20 protein-coding genes are annotated in these 17335 nt (G+C 71.2%); 8 read left to right on the plus strand and 12 right to left on the minus strand.

Annotation, left to right across the window (positions count from 1 at the left end):
* Window positions 1-29 precede the first annotated feature (29 nt).
* Together recR and K4S16_RS32450 are read left to right on the plus strand one after the other, a co-directional pair.
* Window positions 30-629, plus strand: coding sequence for a recombination mediator RecR (gene recR, locus K4S16_RS32445; RefSeq protein WP_141579784.1), 600 nt, complete (start codon window positions 30-32; stop codon window positions 627-629).
* Window positions 622-1179, plus strand: coding sequence for a DUF5063 domain-containing protein (locus tag K4S16_RS32450; protein WP_149262877.1), 558 nt, complete (start codon window positions 622-624; stop codon window positions 1177-1179). Before recR ends, K4S16_RS32450 begins: the two co-directional genes overlap by 8 nt.
* Window positions 1180-1240: 61 nt before the next feature.
* On the opposite strand, the gene K4S16_RS32455 is transcribed toward K4S16_RS32450, so the two are convergent.
* The 4 genes from K4S16_RS32455 to K4S16_RS32470 form a co-directional block, all read right to left on the minus strand.
* Window positions 1241-1552 (minus strand): hypothetical protein, encoded by a 312-nt coding sequence (locus tag K4S16_RS32455; protein ID WP_149262878.1) that lies wholly within the window; start codon window positions 1550-1552, stop codon window positions 1241-1243.
* Between the two features lie 271 nt (window positions 1553-1823).
* Entirely contained in the window at window positions 1824-2783 is a 960-nt protein-coding gene (locus tag K4S16_RS32460; RefSeq protein ID WP_149262879.1) for a CU044_5270 family protein, read from the minus strand.
* Window positions 2780-3331: an RNA polymerase sigma factor gene (locus K4S16_RS32465; protein WP_149262880.1), complete on the minus strand. Its 552-nt coding sequence runs from the start codon at window positions 3329-3331 to the stop codon at window positions 2780-2782. Before K4S16_RS32465 ends, K4S16_RS32460 begins: the two co-directional genes overlap by 4 nt.
* Before the next feature lie 173 nt (window positions 3332-3504).
* Window positions 3505-4071, minus strand: coding sequence for a TetR family transcriptional regulator (locus K4S16_RS32470; protein ID WP_200842247.1), 567 nt, complete (start codon window positions 4069-4071; stop codon window positions 3505-3507).
* Between the two features lie 111 nt (window positions 4072-4182).
* Here K4S16_RS32470 and K4S16_RS32475 point away from each other — a divergent pair, with 111 nt between their 5' ends.
* Both K4S16_RS32475 and K4S16_RS32480 read left to right on the plus strand, forming a co-directional pair.
* Window positions 4183-5352 (plus strand): FAD-dependent oxidoreductase, encoded by a 1170-nt coding sequence (locus K4S16_RS32475; protein ID WP_149262882.1) that lies wholly within the window; start codon window positions 4183-4185, stop codon window positions 5350-5352.
* 103 nt (window positions 5353-5455) lie between these two features.
* A complete protein-coding gene (locus K4S16_RS32480) occupies window positions 5456-6304 on the plus strand; it encodes an LLM class flavin-dependent oxidoreductase (protein WP_149262883.1) in 849 nt (282 codons plus the stop codon).
* A gap of 26 nt (window positions 6305-6330) precedes the next feature.
* Here K4S16_RS32480 and K4S16_RS32485 read toward each other — a convergent pair whose 3' ends face one another.
* The 4 genes from K4S16_RS32485 to K4S16_RS32500 all read right to left on the minus strand — a co-directional run bounded on the left by K4S16_RS32485 (window position 6331) and on the right by K4S16_RS32500 (window position 9807).
* Complete coding sequence (locus K4S16_RS32485; protein ID WP_149262884.1) at window positions 6331-6825, minus strand: helix-turn-helix domain-containing protein; 495 nt, start codon at window positions 6823-6825, stop codon at window positions 6331-6333.
* Window positions 6826-7032: 207 nt separating this feature from the next.
* Window positions 7033-7293, minus strand: coding sequence for a peptidoglycan-binding protein (locus K4S16_RS32490; RefSeq protein ID WP_200842248.1), 261 nt, complete (start codon window positions 7291-7293; stop codon window positions 7033-7035).
* 5 nt (window positions 7294-7298) lie between these two features.
* Window positions 7299-8546 carry a hypothetical protein gene (locus tag K4S16_RS32495; protein WP_149262885.1) on the minus strand — a complete coding sequence of 416 codons (1248 nt, stop codon included), beginning with the start codon at window positions 8544-8546 and terminating at the stop codon, window positions 7299-7301.
* A gap of 241 nt (window positions 8547-8787) precedes the next feature.
* The gene (locus tag K4S16_RS32500) at window positions 8788-9807 is read right to left on the minus strand and encodes a hypothetical protein (protein ID WP_149262886.1); all 1020 of its coding nucleotides are present in this window, start codon (window positions 9805-9807) and stop codon (window positions 8788-8790) included.
* Window positions 9808-10019: 212 nt separating this feature from the next.
* Here K4S16_RS32500 and K4S16_RS32505 point away from each other — a divergent pair, with 212 nt between their 5' ends.
* The gene (locus tag K4S16_RS32505) at window positions 10020-11294 is read left to right on the plus strand and encodes an aspartate kinase (protein WP_149262887.1); all 1275 of its coding nucleotides are present in this window, start codon (window positions 10020-10022) and stop codon (window positions 11292-11294) included.
* A gap of 176 nt (window positions 11295-11470) precedes the next feature.
* The gene (locus K4S16_RS32510) at window positions 11471-12559 is read left to right on the plus strand and encodes an aspartate-semialdehyde dehydrogenase (protein ID WP_235037207.1); all 1089 of its coding nucleotides are present in this window, start codon (window positions 11471-11473) and stop codon (window positions 12557-12559) included.
* On the opposite strand, the gene K4S16_RS32515 is transcribed toward K4S16_RS32510, so the two are convergent.
* Window positions 12549-12956, minus strand: coding sequence for a nuclear transport factor 2 family protein (locus K4S16_RS32515; RefSeq protein ID WP_235037208.1), 408 nt, complete (start codon window positions 12954-12956; stop codon window positions 12549-12551). The two genes, K4S16_RS32510 and K4S16_RS32515, sit on opposite strands and share 11 nt — an antisense overlap.
* Before the next feature lie 105 nt (window positions 12957-13061).
* Here K4S16_RS32515 and K4S16_RS32520 point away from each other — a divergent pair, with 105 nt between their 5' ends.
* Complete coding sequence (locus K4S16_RS32520; protein ID WP_149262889.1) at window positions 13062-13730, plus strand: TetR/AcrR family transcriptional regulator; 669 nt, start codon at window positions 13062-13064, stop codon at window positions 13728-13730.
* Here the strand turns inward: K4S16_RS32520 and K4S16_RS45270 are convergent.
* The 3 genes from K4S16_RS45270 to K4S16_RS32535 all read right to left on the minus strand — a co-directional run bounded on the left by K4S16_RS45270 (window position 13708) and on the right by K4S16_RS32535 (window position 16791).
* Window positions 13708-14418 carry a hypothetical protein gene (locus K4S16_RS45270; protein WP_200842249.1) on the minus strand — a complete coding sequence of 237 codons (711 nt, stop codon included), beginning with the start codon at window positions 14416-14418 and terminating at the stop codon, window positions 13708-13710. The two genes, K4S16_RS32520 and K4S16_RS45270, sit on opposite strands and share 23 nt — an antisense overlap.
* Before the next feature lie 156 nt (window positions 14419-14574).
* Window positions 14575-16338 carry a prolyl oligopeptidase family serine peptidase gene (locus K4S16_RS32530; RefSeq protein WP_149262890.1) on the minus strand — a complete coding sequence of 588 codons (1764 nt, stop codon included), beginning with the start codon at window positions 16336-16338 and terminating at the stop codon, window positions 14575-14577.
* A gap of 72 nt (window positions 16339-16410) precedes the next feature.
* Window positions 16411-16791 (minus strand): hypothetical protein, encoded by a 381-nt coding sequence (locus K4S16_RS32535; protein WP_149262891.1) that lies wholly within the window; start codon window positions 16789-16791, stop codon window positions 16411-16413.
* Between the two features lie 63 nt (window positions 16792-16854).
* Between K4S16_RS32535 and K4S16_RS32540 the strand changes: the two genes are divergently transcribed.
* Complete coding sequence (locus K4S16_RS32540; protein ID WP_149262892.1) at window positions 16855-17331, plus strand: MarR family winged helix-turn-helix transcriptional regulator; 477 nt, start codon at window positions 16855-16857, stop codon at window positions 17329-17331.
* Window positions 17332-17335 lie beyond the last annotated feature (4 nt).

A 17335-nucleotide genomic window follows, 5' to 3' on the forward strand; every position in this document is an offset into this window, starting at 1 on the left:
CGGCACACGACCAGTAAAGGAGGGGCCCGTTGTACGAAGGGGTGGTTCAGAACCTCATCGACGAGCTGGGCAGGCTGCCCGGCGTCGGCCCCAAGAGCGCGCAGCGGATCGCCTTCCACCTCCTCGCCGCCGATCCGGCCGACGTCGAGCGCCTCGGCAAGGCGCTCAAGGAGGTCAAGGACAAGGTCCGCTTCTGCAAGACGTGCGGGAACGTCGCGGAGGAAGAGGAGTGCCGGATCTGCCGTGACGCGCGCCGCGACCCCCACATCATCTGCGTGGTGGAGGAGTCGAAGGACGTCGTCGCGATCGAGAAGACCCGCGAGTTCCGGGGCCGCTACCACGTGCTCGGCGGCGCGATCAGCCCGATCGAGGGCGTCGGGCCGGACGACCTGCGCATCCGCGAGCTGATGCAGCGGCTCGCGGACGGGACGGTGACCGAGCTCATCCTCGCCACCGACCCCAACCTGGAAGGCGAGGCGACCGCGACGTATCTCGCCCGGCTGGTCAAGCCCATGGGCATCACGGTCACCCGACTGGCCAGCGGCCTGCCGGTGGGTGGCGACCTCGAGTACGCCGACGAGGTCACGCTGGGCCGCGCATTCGAAGGACGGAGGCTGCTCGATGTCTGACACCAACAGCCCGCAGGACTGGAACGCCCTCGCCGAGCGCGTGGCGTGCCACGTCGACAACTACCTGAACGGCCTGGAGGCGGTCGCCCGCGGTGACGGAGGGGTGCACACCATCCCGCTGCTCCTGCTGGAGGTGTCGCAGGTCATCCTGGCCGGCGCGCAGCTCGGCGCCAGCGCCGACGTGATCCTCCCGGACAACTGGGAGCCCGAGGTGGGCGACGACCCCGACCTCGACTCGATCCGGCAGGGCCTGGCCGAGCGCCTCCAGTCCATGGACGACTACATCGAGGTCTTCGATCCCTACAAGGACACCGAGCCGACCCCCTACCGCCTGTCGGACGACCTGGTCGACGTGGCCAGCGACCTCGTCCACGGCCTCCGCCACTACAACCAGGACCGTCCGCTGGAAGCCCTCTGGTGGTGGCAGTACTCCTACTTCAACCACTGGGGCAACCACGCCGGCGCCGCGCTCCGCGCTCTGCACGCCTTCGTCGCCAACGCCCGCCTGAGCGTCGCCACGGAAGTGGCCACGGAAGCCGCCCCCGCCTGATCCGACCGTCCGCCGCCTACCTGACCGCGCCTCCGCCTGGCCCGACCGGCCGTGCGCCGGCCTAGCCGGACGTGGCGGGGCCGGTCCGCGCGCCCAGCGCCCACGCGATCAGCTCGGCCGCCTTCTCGGCATCCGAGCCGATCTGCCCGCTCCCCCCGCGGCGCCACGCGTACTGTTCGAGGTCGTCGTCCCAGGCGACCTGCGCCTCCTGCCCGCGGTAGGAGACGTGCAGTAACGCCTCGTCGTCCGGCCGCGCCGCCGCGACCTGCGGGGCCCTCCGCCGCAGCGCCGCGTACAGGGACGGCACCGGTCCCCGGCGAACCCTCGGCAACTCGTCGAACCCGCTCATCAGCTCTCCCATCAGCTCGATCATCGCCGCACCCGCCCCCGCCGGGTCATGGCCTGGACGCAGCGGATCCCCGATGGCCGGGATGAACCACGGCACCCCGCAGACGCCTGCCTTTACATAGACGCTTGGCCCCACCCAAGGGTGGTCCGTCGAGAAGATCTTGACGGTGGCCGGGAACGCCTCATACCGCTTACGGCGGAGCAACCCTTGCGTCACCAGCGCCTCAGCGAGCCGGGACGTGCCGAGGGCCGCCCGGTCGGGTTGACCGGACGACCCTCGGCGCAACGATGGAACGTCAGGGACGCTGGCCTGGACGGTCCACGACGCCCGCCGCCAGGCGGACGGAGTAGCTCTCGACGGCGCCCGTCAGGAAGCGCCCCCCGTCCGGCATGGTGTGATCCTTGGCGACGGTGGTGCGGTGGCCCTGGTAGGCGTAGGTGGACGGGTGCAAGAGGATCTCGTCCTTCGCCCAGCCCTCGATGAGGAACGAAACCGAGATCGCCTTGTGTCCCGCCCCGTCCTTGGCGGCCCGGTCCACGGTGACGCCGGGGATCTTCGCCATCGCGCGGTAGGCGGCGGCCGTCTGCGCCGGCGGCAGCGCGCCGTTGTTCAGCAGCAGCGACCCGAGCAGCTGGAACGCGCCCCCGTTCGGTTCGTTCGGGGTCTCCTGGGCGCGGGCCCAGGCCAGCATGCCGTCCGGGTCGATGGGCAGCTTGGCGACGGTGGCGTAGTCGATCGGCGGCATCCCCCCGCCAGTGGCGGAGGTGACGAGCTTGCCGTGGTCGTACAACGCCATGCGCCTGCCGTCCGCCCGGACCCAGTTCCGGTCGACCTGCGTCTTCAGCGGCGACCCCGGCCTGACGACCTGGCCGCGGCCGGGTGCGCCGCTGCGCCGGTAACGGGTCTCGGTGTAGACCCACTGGCCGGGACGCGGCGCGGTGAACGGCTGCTTCAGCGCGAACGTCGCGGCGACGTTCAGCACCCGCTGCGTCTCCGTCGCCGCCACGGGTGCCGGCTGCTCGCCGCTGCCGCCCGTGGCGACGGCGGCGCCGGCGATGAGCGCCCCGGCGACGCCGCCCGCGGCGACGAGGCGGAACGTCGTCCGGCGGGACGGGCCGGAGCGGCGGGCCTCCGACGCCGTGATCCGCTCGTAGGCGGCGCGTCCGGCCGGGTCGTGGGCGGCGCCGTCGAAGGCGCCCGGCGGGCACGGGTCGGCCGGGGCCATGATGCGGCGGACTTCGTCGAGGTCGTTCATGCCTGGTGGCTCCTCTGCAGCGGGGCGGCGGGTGCGGGACGGTCGGCGGCGTCGATCTCGGCGAGGGCGGCGGTCAGGCGGCGCCGGGCGCGGTGCAGGCGCACGGAGAACGTCTTGACCGAGCAGCCCGCCGCGGTCGCCGCGGCCCGCGCGTCGAGGCCGTCCCAGCCGACGAGCTGGAGGACCTCGCGGTCGCGGGCGGACAGGCGCCCGAGCGCGGCGGCTATGCGCCCGCCTTCGGCCAGACCGGACGCCACGTCGGCGGCCGGGGCGGGGGCGTGCGGGCGGTCGCCGCGCAGCCGGCTCCACAGCCGCGTGCGCCTGCGGTGGCCGCGCATCTCGTTGGCGAGGACGTTGCGGGCGACGTTCAGCAGCCATGGGAACGGGCGGTCGGGCGGGATGTCGCCGCGCCGCCGCCAGGCGACCAGGAACGTCTCCGCGGCGACGTCCCGGGCCGTGTCGGGGTCGATCCGACGCGCCGCGTACCTGAGCACGTCGTCGTAGTGCGCGTCCCACAACCGGGTGAACTCCCCGTCTGGATCCGGCACGCCGGCTCCCTTCTCTCGGGTCGGTGTCGCCCAGAGATGTCCGGCAGGGCCGCTCCGCCTACACCTTGATCGAGACCACCGGAAGACGACGCGCGCCCGAGGGGCCGCCCGTCCAGACGCTGAAGACGAGCACGATCAGGGCGGCGAGTTCTGAACAGCGGCGCGGGGGCGCCTCAGGACGAGTTGCGCGGAGCGTGGAGAGGGACCTTGGCGGCCTGCGCGGCCATCGCGGCGATCTCGCGGACGTCCATCGACGCCAGGGGTTCGATGCCCAGCAGGTAGCGGCCGTAGGCCATGCCGAGGGTCTGGCTCAGCAGCAGGGCGGCGCGCTCGCGGACGGCGGGGTCGTCCGGCAGGACCTTCTCCAGAGCGGGGACGATCTCCTTGTCGAAGATCGCCTGGACGCGGGCCGCGGCATCGGGGTGGGTGGGGGCGGTGCGCAGCAGGACGGCCTCGGCGGTGTTCTCGCCGGCCTCCCATCGGGCCAGGAAGGCCTGGATGTAGGCGGCCGCCACGTCGTCGGCGCCGCTGAGGTCGGGTACGGCGAGGTCGATGGCCGAGGCGGCGGCGTAGAGCTCGGCCTTGCTGCCGAAGTACCGGATGACCATGGACGGGTCGATGTCCGCGTCCGCCGCGATCGCCCGGATCGTCGTGCGCTCGTAGCCGTCCTCGGCGAACCGGCGCCGGGCCGCGCCGAGGATGGCCGTCCGGGTCGCCGCTGAACGCTCGGTGAAAGCCATGCCCGCCAACATATGCCATCAAGCGTTGGCAAACACGGCGGTCCGGGTCTAGAGTCCAACACCAGTTGGCCATCAACTGTTGGCAAACGGCCATTGGCACCTGGAGTGACCATGAACGCTGTTCCGAAGTCCACCGACGTGCTCGTGATCGGCGCGGGGCCCGTGGGGCTGTCCCTCGCCGCCTCCCTGCGGCAGAAGGGAGTGGACGCCGTCCTGCTGGACAAGGCGGCGGAGGGCGCGAACACCTCCCGGGCGGCCGTGGTCCATGCCCGCACGCTGGAGGCGCTGCGCGAACTCAAGGTGACCGACGAGCTTGTCGAGCGCGGGATCATCGTGCCGCGCTTCACCGTCCGGGAGCGGGACCGCGTGCTGCTCACCGTCGAGTTCGGCGACCTGCCGACCGAGTTCCCCTACACGCTGCTCGTCCCCCAGAACGTCACCGAGGAGATCCTGCTCGCACGGCTGCAGCAGGAGGGCGGCCTCGTCACCCGGCCGTTCGAGGTGACGGGCCTGGAGCAGGACGGGGAAGGGGTCACCGCGACCCTGGCCGGCGGCGAGCAGATCCGCGCCGCCTACGCGGTCGGGACGGACGGCATGCACAGCATCGTCCGCGAGCACGCCGGGATCGCCTTCGAGGGCGACGCCTACCCGCAGTCGTTCGTCCTCGCCGACGTGCACCTGGACTGGGCCGGCGGCAGCGAGGAGGTCATGCTGTTCTTCTCGGCGGAGGGCGTCACGGTCGTCGCGCCGCTCCCCGGCGGACGGCACCGCATCGTCGCGACCGTCGACGAGGCGCCCCCGGCCCCGACCGCCGCCGACGTCCAGACGCTCCTGGACGCGCGCGGCCCCAAGCAGCACCCGGCGCGCGTCAAGGACGTCGTGTGGAGTTCCCGATTCCGCGTCCACCACAGGCTGGCGGCGCACTACCGCGCGGGCCGCGTCTTCCTGGCCGGCGACTCCGCCCACGTCCACAGCCCGGCGGGCGGGCAGGGCATGAACACCGGCATCCAGGACGCCCTCAACCTCGCCGGCAAGCTCGCCGCCGTCCTGGGCGACGGCGCCCCCGACTCCGTGCTCGACGAGTACGAGGCGGAGCGCCGTCCCGTCGCCGAGCAGGTCGTCGCGTTCACCGACAGGATGACCCACGTCGCGACCGTGGGCAGCCCGGTGCTGCGCGGGATGCGCAACACCCTGCTGCGCACCCTCGACTGGATCCCCGCCGTCCACCGCGCGATGGCGATGAACCTCTCCGAGCTGTCCACGGACCCCGCTCGCCGCTGACCAGGGCGAAGCTGGGACGGATGCGCCGCCTCGACGCGGCCGAGGATGAAGCCCCCGGCTAAATCGTTTGCCGCGGCCGTCCGGGGCGGCGCAGCATGCGGGGATGCGGTACTCGATCAACATTCCGAACTTCGGCGACTTCGCCGACCCGCGGACCGTCGCGCGGGCCGCGGAGGCGGCGGAGCAGGCCGGGTGGGACGGGCTCTTCGTGTGGGACCACGTCGTCCACGTGAGGAGCGATCGCAAGTCCTTCGGCGACCCGTGGATGCTGCTGACCGCGGCGGCGCTGGCGACCAGCCGGATCAGGCTCGGCACGCTGGTCACGCCCGTCCCGCGGCGGCGTCCGCAGCAGCTGGCCCGCCAGGTCGCCACGCTGGACGTCCTCAGCGGCGGACGGGTGGTCTTCGCGGCGGGGCTCGGCGGGCCGGTCGCCGACGAGTACGGCGCGTTCGGCGAACCCACCGACCCCGCCGTGTTGGCCGAGCGCCTGGACGAGGGGCTCGGCCTTCTCGAACGCTACTGGTCCGGCGAACCCGTCACCCACCACGGGCGCCACTACCAAGTGGAGGACGTGGCGCTGCTCCCCGCCACGGCCCAGCGGCCGCGGCCGCCGGTCTGGATCGCCGGCTTCTGGCCGAACCGGCGGCCGATGCGGCGGGCCGCCCGCTGGGACGGCGCCGTCCCGCTGTTCGGCCCCGGCTCGCACGGCCGCGCACCCGCCGTCGAGGACGTCCGCGACCTGGTCGACTACGTCCGGCGGCACCGGGAGGGCGAAGGCCCCTTCGAGATCGTCGTCGGCGGAGCCAGCCCCGCCGACGCCCGCGACGTGGTCGGCCCCCTGCGCGACGCCGGCGCCACCTGGTGGGACGAGCGCCGGCTCATCGGCACCGAGGACAACGAACGCCTCGCCCCCGTCCTCCGCCGCATCGAACAGGGCCCGCCGAAGCTCTAGCGTCCCCGCTCCACGGAGAAGTGAGGTCAGCGCCGGTAGGCGAGGACGTCATGGGCGACGGCGTCCCGTTCGGCCGCCTCCTGCTCCGCCGCCTGCCGTTCGGCTTCGATCCGGGCGTCATAGGCGGTCCGAGCTGCGGCGATCGCGCTCTGGTGCTGCTCCGTCCACACCACGAGCGACCGGATCGTGTCGTGCAGGGTCGCGCCCATCGGCGTGAGCGCGTAGTCGACGCGCGGCGGGACGGTCGGATGGACGGTGCGGCTGACGAGCCCGTCCCGTTCGAGGTGCCGGAGCGTCCGCGCGAGCATCCGCTGGCTGATGCCGTCGATCCGGCGGCGCAACTCGGTGAAGCGCAGGGACCGCTGGTCCAGCAGAGCGATGACGAGCAGGGACCACTTGTCGGCGATGCGGTCGAGGATCTGCCGGACCTCGCAGTCGTTGCGGGTGTCCCACTGCAGAACGTCCTCGTCGGCGGCGGTGACCCCGCAGCAACCCGGGGACGCGAAAGTTCCGTCTTCCATGCTCACTCATGGTGTCGGACGCTCCAGCCGGTAACAAGAGATAACCGACACCCACCAGGAGAACCGGCGCCTCGGCTGAGAGGACCCGGTTCACGCCCACATCCGCGCCCCGCATGGACCTCGATCAGGGCCCGCCGGGCCTGGGATCAGTCCTCGTGGCAACGGGCGTGCCGTGGTCGGTACGCCCGTTGTGTGAGCGGAAGGATGCTATGTGATCGGCGCCTTCCAGGTCGCCTCCCAGGTCTGGGGTCCGACGATGCCGTCGGCGTTCAGCCCCTTCTCCTTCTGGAAGGCTATGCAGACCTCCTCCGAGTGGGTGCCGTAGATGCCGTCGACCGCAAGGCTCGTCCAGCCGCGCTGGCGCATCTTGTCCTGCCAGGTGCGGACGTCGTCACCCTTCATCAGGGCGAGGAACCGCCCTGGCCACGGCGGAGCCTGCACGGCTGCCTGAACACTCTGATCAGTCACGTTGATCACCTCATCGTGGATTGTGTGAACAACCGTTTGTCCGCGTCGGTGGGCGGCCGGGAACCGTTGCTGCTCGGTGTCGGCATCGGCGTCGATACGGGTGTCGTTGCCATCGCCTGCGGGACGGCGGCCTCCCGTGGTGTCTCCGGATCGGCGGTCCCGTGCACGCTCTCCAGCACTTGGCGGCCCTGCTTGTCCACGAAGTTGGTGAACAGTTCCTGCGAGTAGCCGAACAGCACCGCCCACGCGATGATCTGGCCCGATGTGTCGAGAGCACTCAGCCCCGGGACGATCTCCCCGCGCAGGAGGAGGACCCCCAGCACGGCCACGAGCGCCCCGGTGGGGAGCTTCAGACAGGCCAGCGCCACGGGGATGCCGTAGGAGGTCGCGGATCCCCGGACCTTCCTCAGAGCGGAGGCCGCCGCGATACAGGCCGCCGTGATCCCGGCGATCTCGACGATGGCGTAGTCCCCTCGCGAGGCCGCTGAGCCGGGGAACGTCGCAGGTGGCGGGCTGACGGTTTGGCTAGGGCAAGCGACCTTGTTGAAAGGCGTAAAGCAAAGGGGGACGGCCGACTTCCAGATGGCCCCGGCCACGGCGATAGCGATCGCCAGGCAGGACAGGCCGAGCGCCGTCATCCAAACGATCCGAGCAAAGTTCACGGCGCGCAACCTCTCCTTGAGGGAGGCCTCGCGAGCGGCATCTACCGCGTCCAGCACGGTCGACAGTTTCGGAACCATTTGCATGGAATGGTTGTTGTTGCGTGTCGCCGTCCACCAATGGTGGTGAGCTGGCCCGTTGACGGCAGCATGGTTCACCGAACACGCTTGCTCCAGTTCCCATGCGGCCTTCTCGGCGCCGATCCGGCGGGTGTCGTCCGCAGGGAGATGCTGCTTGATGATGGCAAGCAGGTCCGGCAGGTGGGATGCGATGTCCTCAGGAGGAAGTGTCCGCAGCCACATGGTGCGTGCGGAATTGACGTGCATCTGCGCCGCGTCCACCTGTGCCGCCGTGCGGCCGCAGGGATTCTCGTCGGCGTTGATTACGCGACGCGCATTGGTCAAGGCCAAACTTGCATTCGAGATTAGTCGCCACTTCTCGGAAGTTTGCGAAGGTGAAGCCTTGGAGGGCAACTGGGCATCCAATTCCAGGATGTTCGCCTTCACTCCCTCACAGAGCACCCAGTTGGATTTTTCGCGCATTCTCTTTATTAGTCGAAATTTGTACTTCTCTTTTAGCCTGGCGTGCCACATCCTTATTCTTCTCCTCGGTACGGCAATCCCTCTCACACCGCCCTGAGGATCAGGCTATTCGCGGGCATCGGGCATCGCGATCCATGGCGTTTACATATTGGCCCATGGCCGTTCAAATCGCCCGAAGCGGCAAGCGTGCACGTCGAGCGTGCCTGCCTCGCCCCGCCTGGCCGGGCTCTGTTCCGCGTGCTTCGTGCAGGGCCCGGCCGTCTTCTGGGGTGGTTTCCGGTGGTCGTCGGCGTCAGTCCTGGATGGTGATCTCGGTGGTCACCGGGGCGGGGCCGAGGACCCAGGTGGCGGTGATCTTGACCTTCGTTCCGATCGGGGTCGACGGGTCCACCTGGATGGGGAAGGTCCGGCCGAGTTCGGAGGACGACAGCTGCAGTTCCGGCGGGACGGTGACGCCCGGCGTGTCGCTAGTCAGCTTGATCACGGCGCCGAAGGGGTGCCAGATGTCGCCGAGCCCCACCACGCCGTAGTTCGGCCAGTAGCCGGACTTGTTGCGGATCTCCCTCACAGTGCCCACGGAGAACTTCTTGGGGGTCCCGATCAGGCTGGAGGTCGCCTTGTCGTTGCCGAGGTCCGCCGTCATCTGGACGTACCGCGGGTTCTGGTCGGTCGAGACGCTGATCGGGAAGGTGGCGCCGGTGGCGCCGGCGGGCACGACGACGTACGGCGCGGAGTAGGCGGTGTCGTTCCAGACAGGGTTGTTGCGGATGTCGACGGCGAGCCCGCCCACGGGCGCGGGGGACTTGATCTGCACGGTGCCGGTCACCGTCGTGCCGGTCAAGGCGATCGCCTGCCCGTACTGCTGCTTCACCCAGAAGCCCGTCACCACCTGCTCGCGCCAGTCCGGCGGCTCGACGGTGATCGCGGTCCGCGCCGCGGTCCCGTTGGCGGACGCCTCCAGGGACGTGACGGTCGTCGTGTCCTCCGACTGCACCCGGATCGGGAAGGTGACGGACCGCTGCCCCTCCGGCACGGTGACCTTGCGCCCGGTCGACCTGGCGTAGTTGGGGTCCTCGAACTCGTTCAGGTCGCGTAGCGCGACGACGGTGCCTCCGGCGGGCGCGGGCTCGGTCAACGTGACCTTCTGGAGCGCCTCCTCGCCGGCGCTGATGGTGGACGGTGAGACGCTCGTCGACTCGACGCCGGTGGTGGCCGCCTGCGCCGCGAGGGGTGTCGCGAGGCCGAACAGGAGCGGCGCGGCGGTCAGCACGGCGACGCGACGGCCCACGGCCGCCTTGGAGAGGTTTGCCATGAGCCCCATCCAATGATCACGGACTGCCGACCGCCAGGTCAGGAAGCCGCACGTCAGACACTCGTAATAAGCGGTCGGGCCGGGACGAGGAGGACGGGGGGCGGGGTGCGCGCGGGGGTTGGGCGGACGGTTACCTGGTCGTGATCCGGTGTGTCCGGCTCTGTAGACTCGACCAGCAGAACGCCTGACCCCGATCCGAGGAGCGCCCACCCGTGGCTCTTGTCGTGCAGAAGTACGGTGGCTCCTCCGTCGCCGACGCCGAAGGCGTCAAGCGGGTCGCCCAGCGCATCGTCGCGACGAAGAAGGCGGGCAACGACGTGGTCGTCGTGGTCTCCGCCATGGGCGACACGACGGATGACCTCATCGACATGGCCAAGCAGGTCAGCCCCCTGCCGCCCGCCCGTGAGCTGGACATGCTGCTCACCGCCGGCGAGCGGATCTCGATGGCGCTGCTGGCCATGGCCATCGCGAACCTGGGCCACGAGGCCCGCTCGTTCACCGGCTCCCAGGCCGGTGTGATCACCGACGGCTCGCATGGCAAAGCCAAGATCATCGATGTGACGCCGGGACGGATCCGGACCGCGCTGGACGAGGGCTCGATCTGCATCGTGGCCGGGTTCCAGGGCGTTTCGCAGGGGACCAAGGACATCACGACGCTCGGCCGCGGCGGGTCCGACACCACGGCCGTCGCGCTCGCGGCGGCGCTGGACGCCGACGTCTGCGAGATCTACTCCGACGTCGACGGCGTCTTCACCGCCGACCCGCGCATCGTGGCCGCCGCCCGCAAGATCCCGAAGATCTCCTACGAGGAGATGCTGGAGATGGCGGCCAGCGGGGCGAAGATCCTGCATCTGCGCTGCGTGGAGTACGCGCGCCGCTACAACATCCCGATCCATGTGCGGTCCTCGTTCAGTCAGAAGGTGGGCACGTGGGTCGTCGACAGCAGCGAGATCGAAGGACAGGACATGGAGCAGGCGATCATCTCCGGCGTCGCGCACGACCGGAGCGAGGCCAAGATCACCGTGGTGGGGGTGCCGGACAAGGTCGGTGAGGCCGCCACGATCTTCACGGTGCTGTCCGAGGCCGAGATCAACATCGACATGATCGTGCAGAACGTGTCGGCGGCGTCCACCGGGCGGACCGACATCTCCTTCACGCTGCCGTCCACGGACGGGCAGAGCGCGCTCACCGCGCTGAACAAGCTGAAGGAGAAGATCGGCTTCGAGTCGCTGCGCTACGACGACCGCATCGGCAAGGTGTCGCTGATCGGCGCCGGGATGCGCTCGCACCCGGGCGTCACCGCGTCGCTGTTCAGCGCGATCGCCGAGGCCGGCGTGAACATCGAGATGATCTCCACCTCGGAGATCCGGATCTCGGTCGTCGTCGCCCAGGACGACATCGACACGGCCGTCGCCGCCGCGCACCGCGCGTTCGACCTGGACGCCGAGCAGGTCGAGGCGGTCGTCTACGGCGGCACCGGCCGCTGACCGCACGCCTCAGCGGGCCGCACGGACTCCGTGCGGCCCGCTTTGTCTTGTTCGTCCTGTGGCGCGTGACGCTGACGCCGCGCGTGGGCGGTGGCAGGGTCTTTTAGGGAACCGGCCGCATTCCCAGGGAGTTGGACGTGCGGACACGACTCGACGGCGAGAGGGTGGGTGCGACCATGGCCCTGACTGCCCGCGGCGCGATGACCAGGGGAACGGGCGGGCCGACGCTCGCCGTCGTCGGCGCCACGGGGGCCGTCGGGTCCGTCATGCTCGACCTGCTGTCCACCCGCCGCGACGTGTACGGGGAGATCCGGCTGGTCGCCTCGCCCCGGTCGGCGGGACGGACGCTGCCGCTGCGCGGGGCCGACGTCGAGGTCGCGCCGCTGGCACCGGAGGTGTTCGACGGCGTCGACATCGCGATGTTCGCCGTGCCGGACGACGTGGCCGCCCGCTGGGTGCCGATCGCGACGAAGCGCGGCGCCGTGGCGGTCGACAACTCCGGCGCGTTCCGGATGGCACCGGACGTCCCGCTCGTCGTCCTGGAGGTGAACCCGGAGCGGGTGCGCCGGCGGCCGCGCGGGATCGTCGCGAGCCCGAGCTGCACGACGCTGTCGATGATCACGGTGGTCGGGGCGCTGCACCGCCGGTACGGGCTGCGCGAGCTCGTCGTCTCGTCCTACCAGGCGGCGTCGGGCGCCGGGCTGGAGGGCGTCGGCACGCTGTACGAGCAGATGGAGAAGGTCGGCGGCGACCGGACGCTCGGCAACCGCGCGGGCGACCTGCGCTGCGCGGTCGGCGAGTTCGGACCGTTCCCGGCGCCGCTCGCGATGAACGTGGTCCCGTGGGCGGGCGAGGTGCGCGACGGCGGCTGGAGCTCCGAGGAGCTCCAGATCCGGAACGAGTCGCGGAAGGTGCTCGGCCTGCGCGACCTGCGGGTGACGGCGACGTGCGTCCGCGTCCCGGTGGTGACGGGTCACTCGCTGTCGGTCCACGCGGTGTTCGAGGAGCGGGTCGACCAGCGGGAGGCGCAGGCCGTCCTCGCCGGGTCGCCCGGCGTCGTCCTCTGCGACAACCCGGAGACGCAGGAGTTCCCGACCCCGGCGGACGTGGTCGGCACCGATCCCGCCTGGGTGGGGCGCGTGCGGCGCTCGCTGGACGACCCGAAGGCGCTCGACCTCTTCCTCTGCGGCGACAACCTCCGCAACGGCGCCGCGCTCAACACGGCCCAGGTCGCCGAGCTGGTCGCCGCCGAGCTCACCCCCTGAGCGCCGCGAGGACGGCGGCGGTGTCCAGGTAGAACGGGCGGAACTCGCTGACCAGCCCGTCCCGGACCGTGATCCACTGCAGCACGGAGGTCTCCACCTCCCGCCCGGTCGCGCGGGCCCGGAAGACGCAGTCGTTGCGGACGGCGACCGTGTCGCCGTCCACCGCGCAGTGCTGCTCGCGGAACGTCAGCTCCGACCACGCCTCGCTCATCGCGGCCATGAACCGCTCCATGCCGTCGTGGCCGCGCCATGTCCCGCCGTAGGGGAGGCTGGGCGCCTGGTACATCGCGACGTCCGGGGCGAGATGGGCGGCCATCACGGAGAAGTCCCCCTTGCCGGGGCCGCCCGCGGCCAGGTAGTCCGCCTCCGCGGCGTAGAAGCATTCGAGGGTTTCCAAAGTGTTGATCATGCCTCGTGAACACCGGTACGGGGCGCCGGGTTGCGGCGCGCGCCGGATCGTGGCATGAGCGGTCGGCCGCACTCGGGCTTTAGGGTGGCAGTCGTGACCGAGACGAAGGCCGTGAAGTCCGAGCAGACGCGCGCCCTGATCGTCGAGACGGCGCTGCGCCTGTTCCGGGAGCGGGGATACGAGCAGACGACGATGCGGGCGATCGCCAAGGAGGCGGGTGTCTCGGTCGGCAACGCCTACTACTACTTCGGCTCCAAGGAAGAGCTGATCCAGGCCTACTACGACGAACTGCAGGACGAGCACGTCGCCGCCTGCCGGGCCGTCCTGGAGGCCGAGACCGAGTTCGCGCCCCGGCTGCTGGGCGTCCTGAAGGCCCGGGTCGACACGATGGTCCCGTACCACGAGTTCGCCGGGAAGTTCTTCAAGTTCGCCGCCGAGCCGACCAGCCCGCTCAACCCCTTCAGCGCCGAGTCCGGGCCCGCCCGCGATTCGGCGGTGGCGATCTACCGCGAGGTCGTCGAGGGCTCCGATCTGAAGATCGACAAGGAGTTCCGGGCGGAGCTCCCCGAGCTGCTGTGGATCTACTCCATGGGCATCGTGCTGTACTGGGTGCACGACAGCTCGCCCGGCTGCCGCAAGACCTACCTGCTCGTCGAGCGGACGGTCCCGCTGGTCAACCGCATGGTCGCGATGTCGCGCATCCCCGGCTTCAAGTCGGTGACCCGCGAGCTGGTGGGCATCATCCGCGAGGTCCGCGCCTGACCAGGATGTCCCAGTGGTCCTTCTCGCGGGCGAAGACGACGCCCTCGGCGGACCGGTAGAGCCGCGCGCCGTCGCCCCGAACGCCGGTGAACGGGTAGCGCCGCACCGCGCGGTCGACGCAGTCCCCGGTCGCGATGTCGGCCTTGTAGCCGTTCGCGTGGCTGTACGTCCCGCCCGCGTGCCCGTGCTCGGTGCCGCCCGTGACGGTGACCTCGCAGCCGCTCGACTCCGCGAACGCGATCAGCGCCCTGATCGTCCCCCACCGCATTCCCTCGAACGACGTGCAGGTCCGGACCGTCCGGTCGGAGCAGTCTCCGGTGGAGCGCCACCCGATGCCGCTCGCGCGCAGCGCGTACTCGGCCATCTGCTGGTCCATGCGCAGCGAGTTCGGCGCGTCCGGCAGGGCATCCCGTGGCGGGACGCTGCGTTTTCGCGAGGCCCGCAAGACGGTCCGGGCCGTGCGCCTGCGCGGAGCCGCGGCCGCCGGAGCGAGCAGCCGCTCGGCCGGGGACGCTGGTCCGGCGGCCGCCGCGGGCGGCGAGCCGGAACGGGCATGGGGCGCGGCGTGCGCGCCGGGTGAGGCGAGCGCGAGCATCGTCGCGGTGATGGCCAGCGCGGTCGCCATGGCGGCCAGACGGAACGCCGGGTGGCGGGCTATGTCGGGCGCCCGCCGGCACTCGGCCGGCATGGCGCACTGGATGCTGCATGGCCGTGGCATGTGCGGTCCCCCCGATAGGTGATGTCGGGGGGTGCCGATGTCAGGTGCGGCCGATCGAGGGATGCCCGAGGTCTCGATCTTGTAAACCCGGGACGGGCGGAAGGGCCCGCCCGCCCCGGGGATAGATCACGACATGCCGAGATGTTTCCGAGCGAAGCCGATCTCGGCGGCCATCTGGGTGATGCGCTCCTCCACGACGAGCGAGCCGTGGCCCGCGTCGTACCGGTACACCTCGTGCGGTCTCCCCAGCTCGGCGAGCAGCCCCAGGTAGTTGTCGATCTGCCGGATGGGGCAGCGCGGGTCGTTCTCCCCCGCCAGCACCAGCACCGGCGCCCTGACCTGCGCGGCGTAGGTGATGGGGGACGACTCGCGGTACCGCTCCGGGACCTCCTCCGGCGAACCGCCGAACAGGGACCGGTCGAACGCCTGGAGGCTCTCCATCTCGTCCTCGTACGCGGCGACGTAGTCGGCCACGGGGACGGCCGCGACCGCGACGCTCCAATCGTCCGGCTGCGTGCCAATGCCGAGAAGGGTGAGGAACCCGCCCCACGACCCCCCGGTCAGGACGAGCCGCTCCGGGTCCGCGAGGCCCGACTCCACCGCCCAGTCGCGGACGGCCTTGATGTCCTCCAGCTCGGTGAGGCCGACGCGCCCTTCGATCGCGTCGCGCCATTCGGAGCCGTAACCGGTCGAGCCGCGGTAGTTGACCCGGACGACCGCGAACCCGTGGTCGACCCACGCGGCCACGGTGGGGACGAACGAGTCGTCGTCCTGCGCGGTCGGCCCGCCGTGGACGTCGAACACGGTCGGGTAGGGGCGGTCGCCTTCCGGCTTGCTGACCAGCGCGTGGATGCGTCCGGCCGGACCGTCGACCCACACGTCCTCGACCGGGACGGACGGCGGCGCGGTGGGCCCGGGCGGGGTGAGGACCACCGCGCCGGACGTCGAGCGGATCACCGGCGGCTCGGCGGCGGACGACCAGGAGAACTCGACCGTCCCGTCCGGCCGGACGTCCGCCCCGCCGAGCACCCCGCGCGGTGTGTCGATCCCGGTCAGCGACTCGTCGGCCAGGTCGTAGCGGTAGAGCTCGTCGCGCGCCTCGTACGAGTGGGAGACCAGCAGCGCCGCCCCGTCCGGGTACCAGGTCGCGCCGACCTCGCCGGGCAGGTCGAGGACGATCTCCTGCTCGGTGCCGGCGACCGGGTCCCAGATGAGCATCTCTTCCCGGCCGCGCCGCTCGTGGTTCACCAGGAGCCGCGAATCACCGTCGACCGGGGCGAACCCGGCGCCGTAGACGCCCTTGCCCGGTCCGTCCCAGAGGTCGGCGACCGGGGAGCCGTCCTGCCGCATGACGCGCAGGGCCATGTGACGGCTGTCGCCGTGCTCGCTGTGCCCGATCGCGACCAGCGACTCGTCCCGCGAGAGGCCGGCGACGTGGGCGTCCTCGGCGTGGTGGTAGAGGACCTCCGGCGCCGCCCCCGACCGGCAGAGGTAGATGGTGTTGCCCTCCTCGGTCGTCCGGCCGACCACGGCGAGGCCGCTGCGTCCCAGCGCCAGCCCGGACGGATACGCCGGCTCCAGTTCGGGAACGGCCGGAGCGCTCTCGGTCTCCCCGAACGGGACGCGCTTCCACACGCCGAACTCGTCCCCGTCCGTGTCGGCGAACCACCACACCCATTCGCCGGTCGGGTCGATGGTGCCGTACCACGTCCCGTTGGGCCGGTCGGTCACCTGGCGCTGCTCACCCGACTCGCGGTCCCAGGAGTAGACCTCCCAGGTCCCGCTCAGGTTCGAGCGGTAGATGCTGCGGCTCGGGGCGTCACGCGCCCAACGGGGCAGGCTGATCCGGGCGGCCCGGAAACGCGCCTTCCAGCGCTCGTCGTCGACCATCCCCCCAGTATCCCGGAGCCCCCCGGCAGGATCACGGGGATAAATCCCCAAGCCCCCAGGCCGTTGACGGGGTCAGGGGGCGGGGATGCCGGCCACGAAGGTGCGTTCCTGGGGGGAGGGCACCAACTCCACCGTGGTGCCGGGGCGGAAGTCCTCGCCGAGGACGGTGGTGATCGCGTCGGTGAGGCCGGCGGCGAGGGAGGCCATGATCTCGGGGGCGTCGGGGCGGTCGAAGGCGGCTGCGCGGACGCCCATGACCAGGGAGGCGTTCGTGTCCACGGCCTTGCCGCCCTGGGCGAGGCGGCCCGCCGGGACGCCGGACAGGTGGACGGTCGCCAGGTCGCGGGCCCACTCGCCGTAGACGCCGACGATCGCCTCGGTCAGGGCGGTGACGAGCTCGGATTCCCTGCCCGCCAGCTTGTCTTCTGGCAGGTGGGCGGTCAGGTGCGGCACAGTGGTCCCCGTTCTCTTTGAACCTAAAAGCTTTGATTGCAAAGGTACTTGTGGAGGGTGCCGATGTCCACCGAACCGGGCGGTCCGGCCGTCGACGAGGCCGTCCGCGCCCTGCTGCTGCTCATGCCGCGCATCGTCGGACGCGCCAAGCGCCTGCCCATTCCCCCGGCGCTCCAGGGCCTCGACCTGGCGCCGCGCCATCTCGCGCTGCTCGCCCATCTGGAGTACGACGGCCCGGCAGGCGTCAACGAGCTCGCGGCCCGGTTGGAGGTCGCCCCGACGACCGTGAGCCTCATGGTGAGCGAAATGTCGCGGCTGGGCGTCCTGGAGCGCACCGCCGACCCGGCCGACCGGCGCCGCCGCATCGTCGCCATCGCCCCCGACTTCGCCGTGCCGATCGGTGAATGGCTCTCCGGCAGCGCCTCCGCCTGGGAGCGCGTCATGCGCGGTCTGGCCCCCGTCGAACGGGCCACGGTCCTCAACGCCCTGCGCGCCTACGAGGCCGCCTTGGAGCAGAGCCTCGATCGGGAGTCGTCGTAGGGGC

It is taken from the genome of Actinomadura sp. K4S16 (genome assembly GCF_008327685.1).
In the GTDB taxonomy this organism is placed as follows: domain Bacteria; phylum Actinomycetota; class Actinomycetes; order Streptosporangiales; family Streptosporangiaceae; genus Spirillospora.

Bases quoted from the DNA above. Each gene is read 5' to 3' on its own strand.
- K4S16_RS32450 (WP_149262877.1), top strand. From the start codon at position 622: ATGTCTGACACCAACAGCCCGCAGGACTGGAACGCCCTCGCCGAGCGC.
- K4S16_RS32455 (WP_149262878.1), bottom strand. From the start codon at position 1,552: ATGATCGAGCTGATGGGAGAGCTGATGAGCGGGTTCGACGAGTTGCCG.
- K4S16_RS32460 (WP_149262879.1), bottom strand. From the start codon at position 2,783: ATGAACGACCTCGACGAAGTCCGCCGCATCATGGCCCCGGCCGACCCG.
- K4S16_RS32470 (WP_200842247.1), bottom strand. From the start codon at position 4,071: ATGGCTTTCACCGAGCGTTCAGCGGCGACCCGGACGGCCATCCTCGGC.
- K4S16_RS32475 (WP_149262882.1), top strand. From the start codon at position 4,183: ATGAACGCTGTTCCGAAGTCCACCGACGTGCTCGTGATCGGCGCGGGG.
- K4S16_RS32480 (WP_149262883.1), top strand. From the start codon at position 5,456: ATGCGGTACTCGATCAACATTCCGAACTTCGGCGACTTCGCCGACCCG.
- K4S16_RS32485 (WP_149262884.1), bottom strand. From the start codon at position 6,825: ATGGAAGACGGAACTTTCGCGTCCCCGGGTTGCTGCGGGGTCACCGCC.
- K4S16_RS32495 (WP_149262885.1), bottom strand. From the start codon at position 8,546: ATGTGGCACGCCAGGCTAAAAGAGAAGTACAAATTTCGACTAATAAAG.
- K4S16_RS32500 (WP_149262886.1), bottom strand. From the start codon at position 9,807: ATGGCAAACCTCTCCAAGGCGGCCGTGGGCCGTCGCGTCGCCGTGCTG.
- K4S16_RS32510 (WP_235037207.1), top strand. From the start codon at position 11,471: ATGGCCCTGACTGCCCGCGGCGCGATGACCAGGGGAACGGGCGGGCCG.
- K4S16_RS45270 (WP_200842249.1), bottom strand. From the start codon at position 14,418: ATGCCGGCCGAGTGCCGGCGGGCGCCCGACATAGCCCGCCACCCGGCG.
- K4S16_RS32530 (WP_149262890.1), bottom strand. From the start codon at position 16,338: ATGGTCGACGACGAGCGCTGGAAGGCGCGTTTCCGGGCCGCCCGGATC.
- K4S16_RS32540 (WP_149262892.1), top strand. From the start codon at position 16,855: ATGTCCACCGAACCGGGCGGTCCGGCCGTCGACGAGGCCGTCCGCGCC.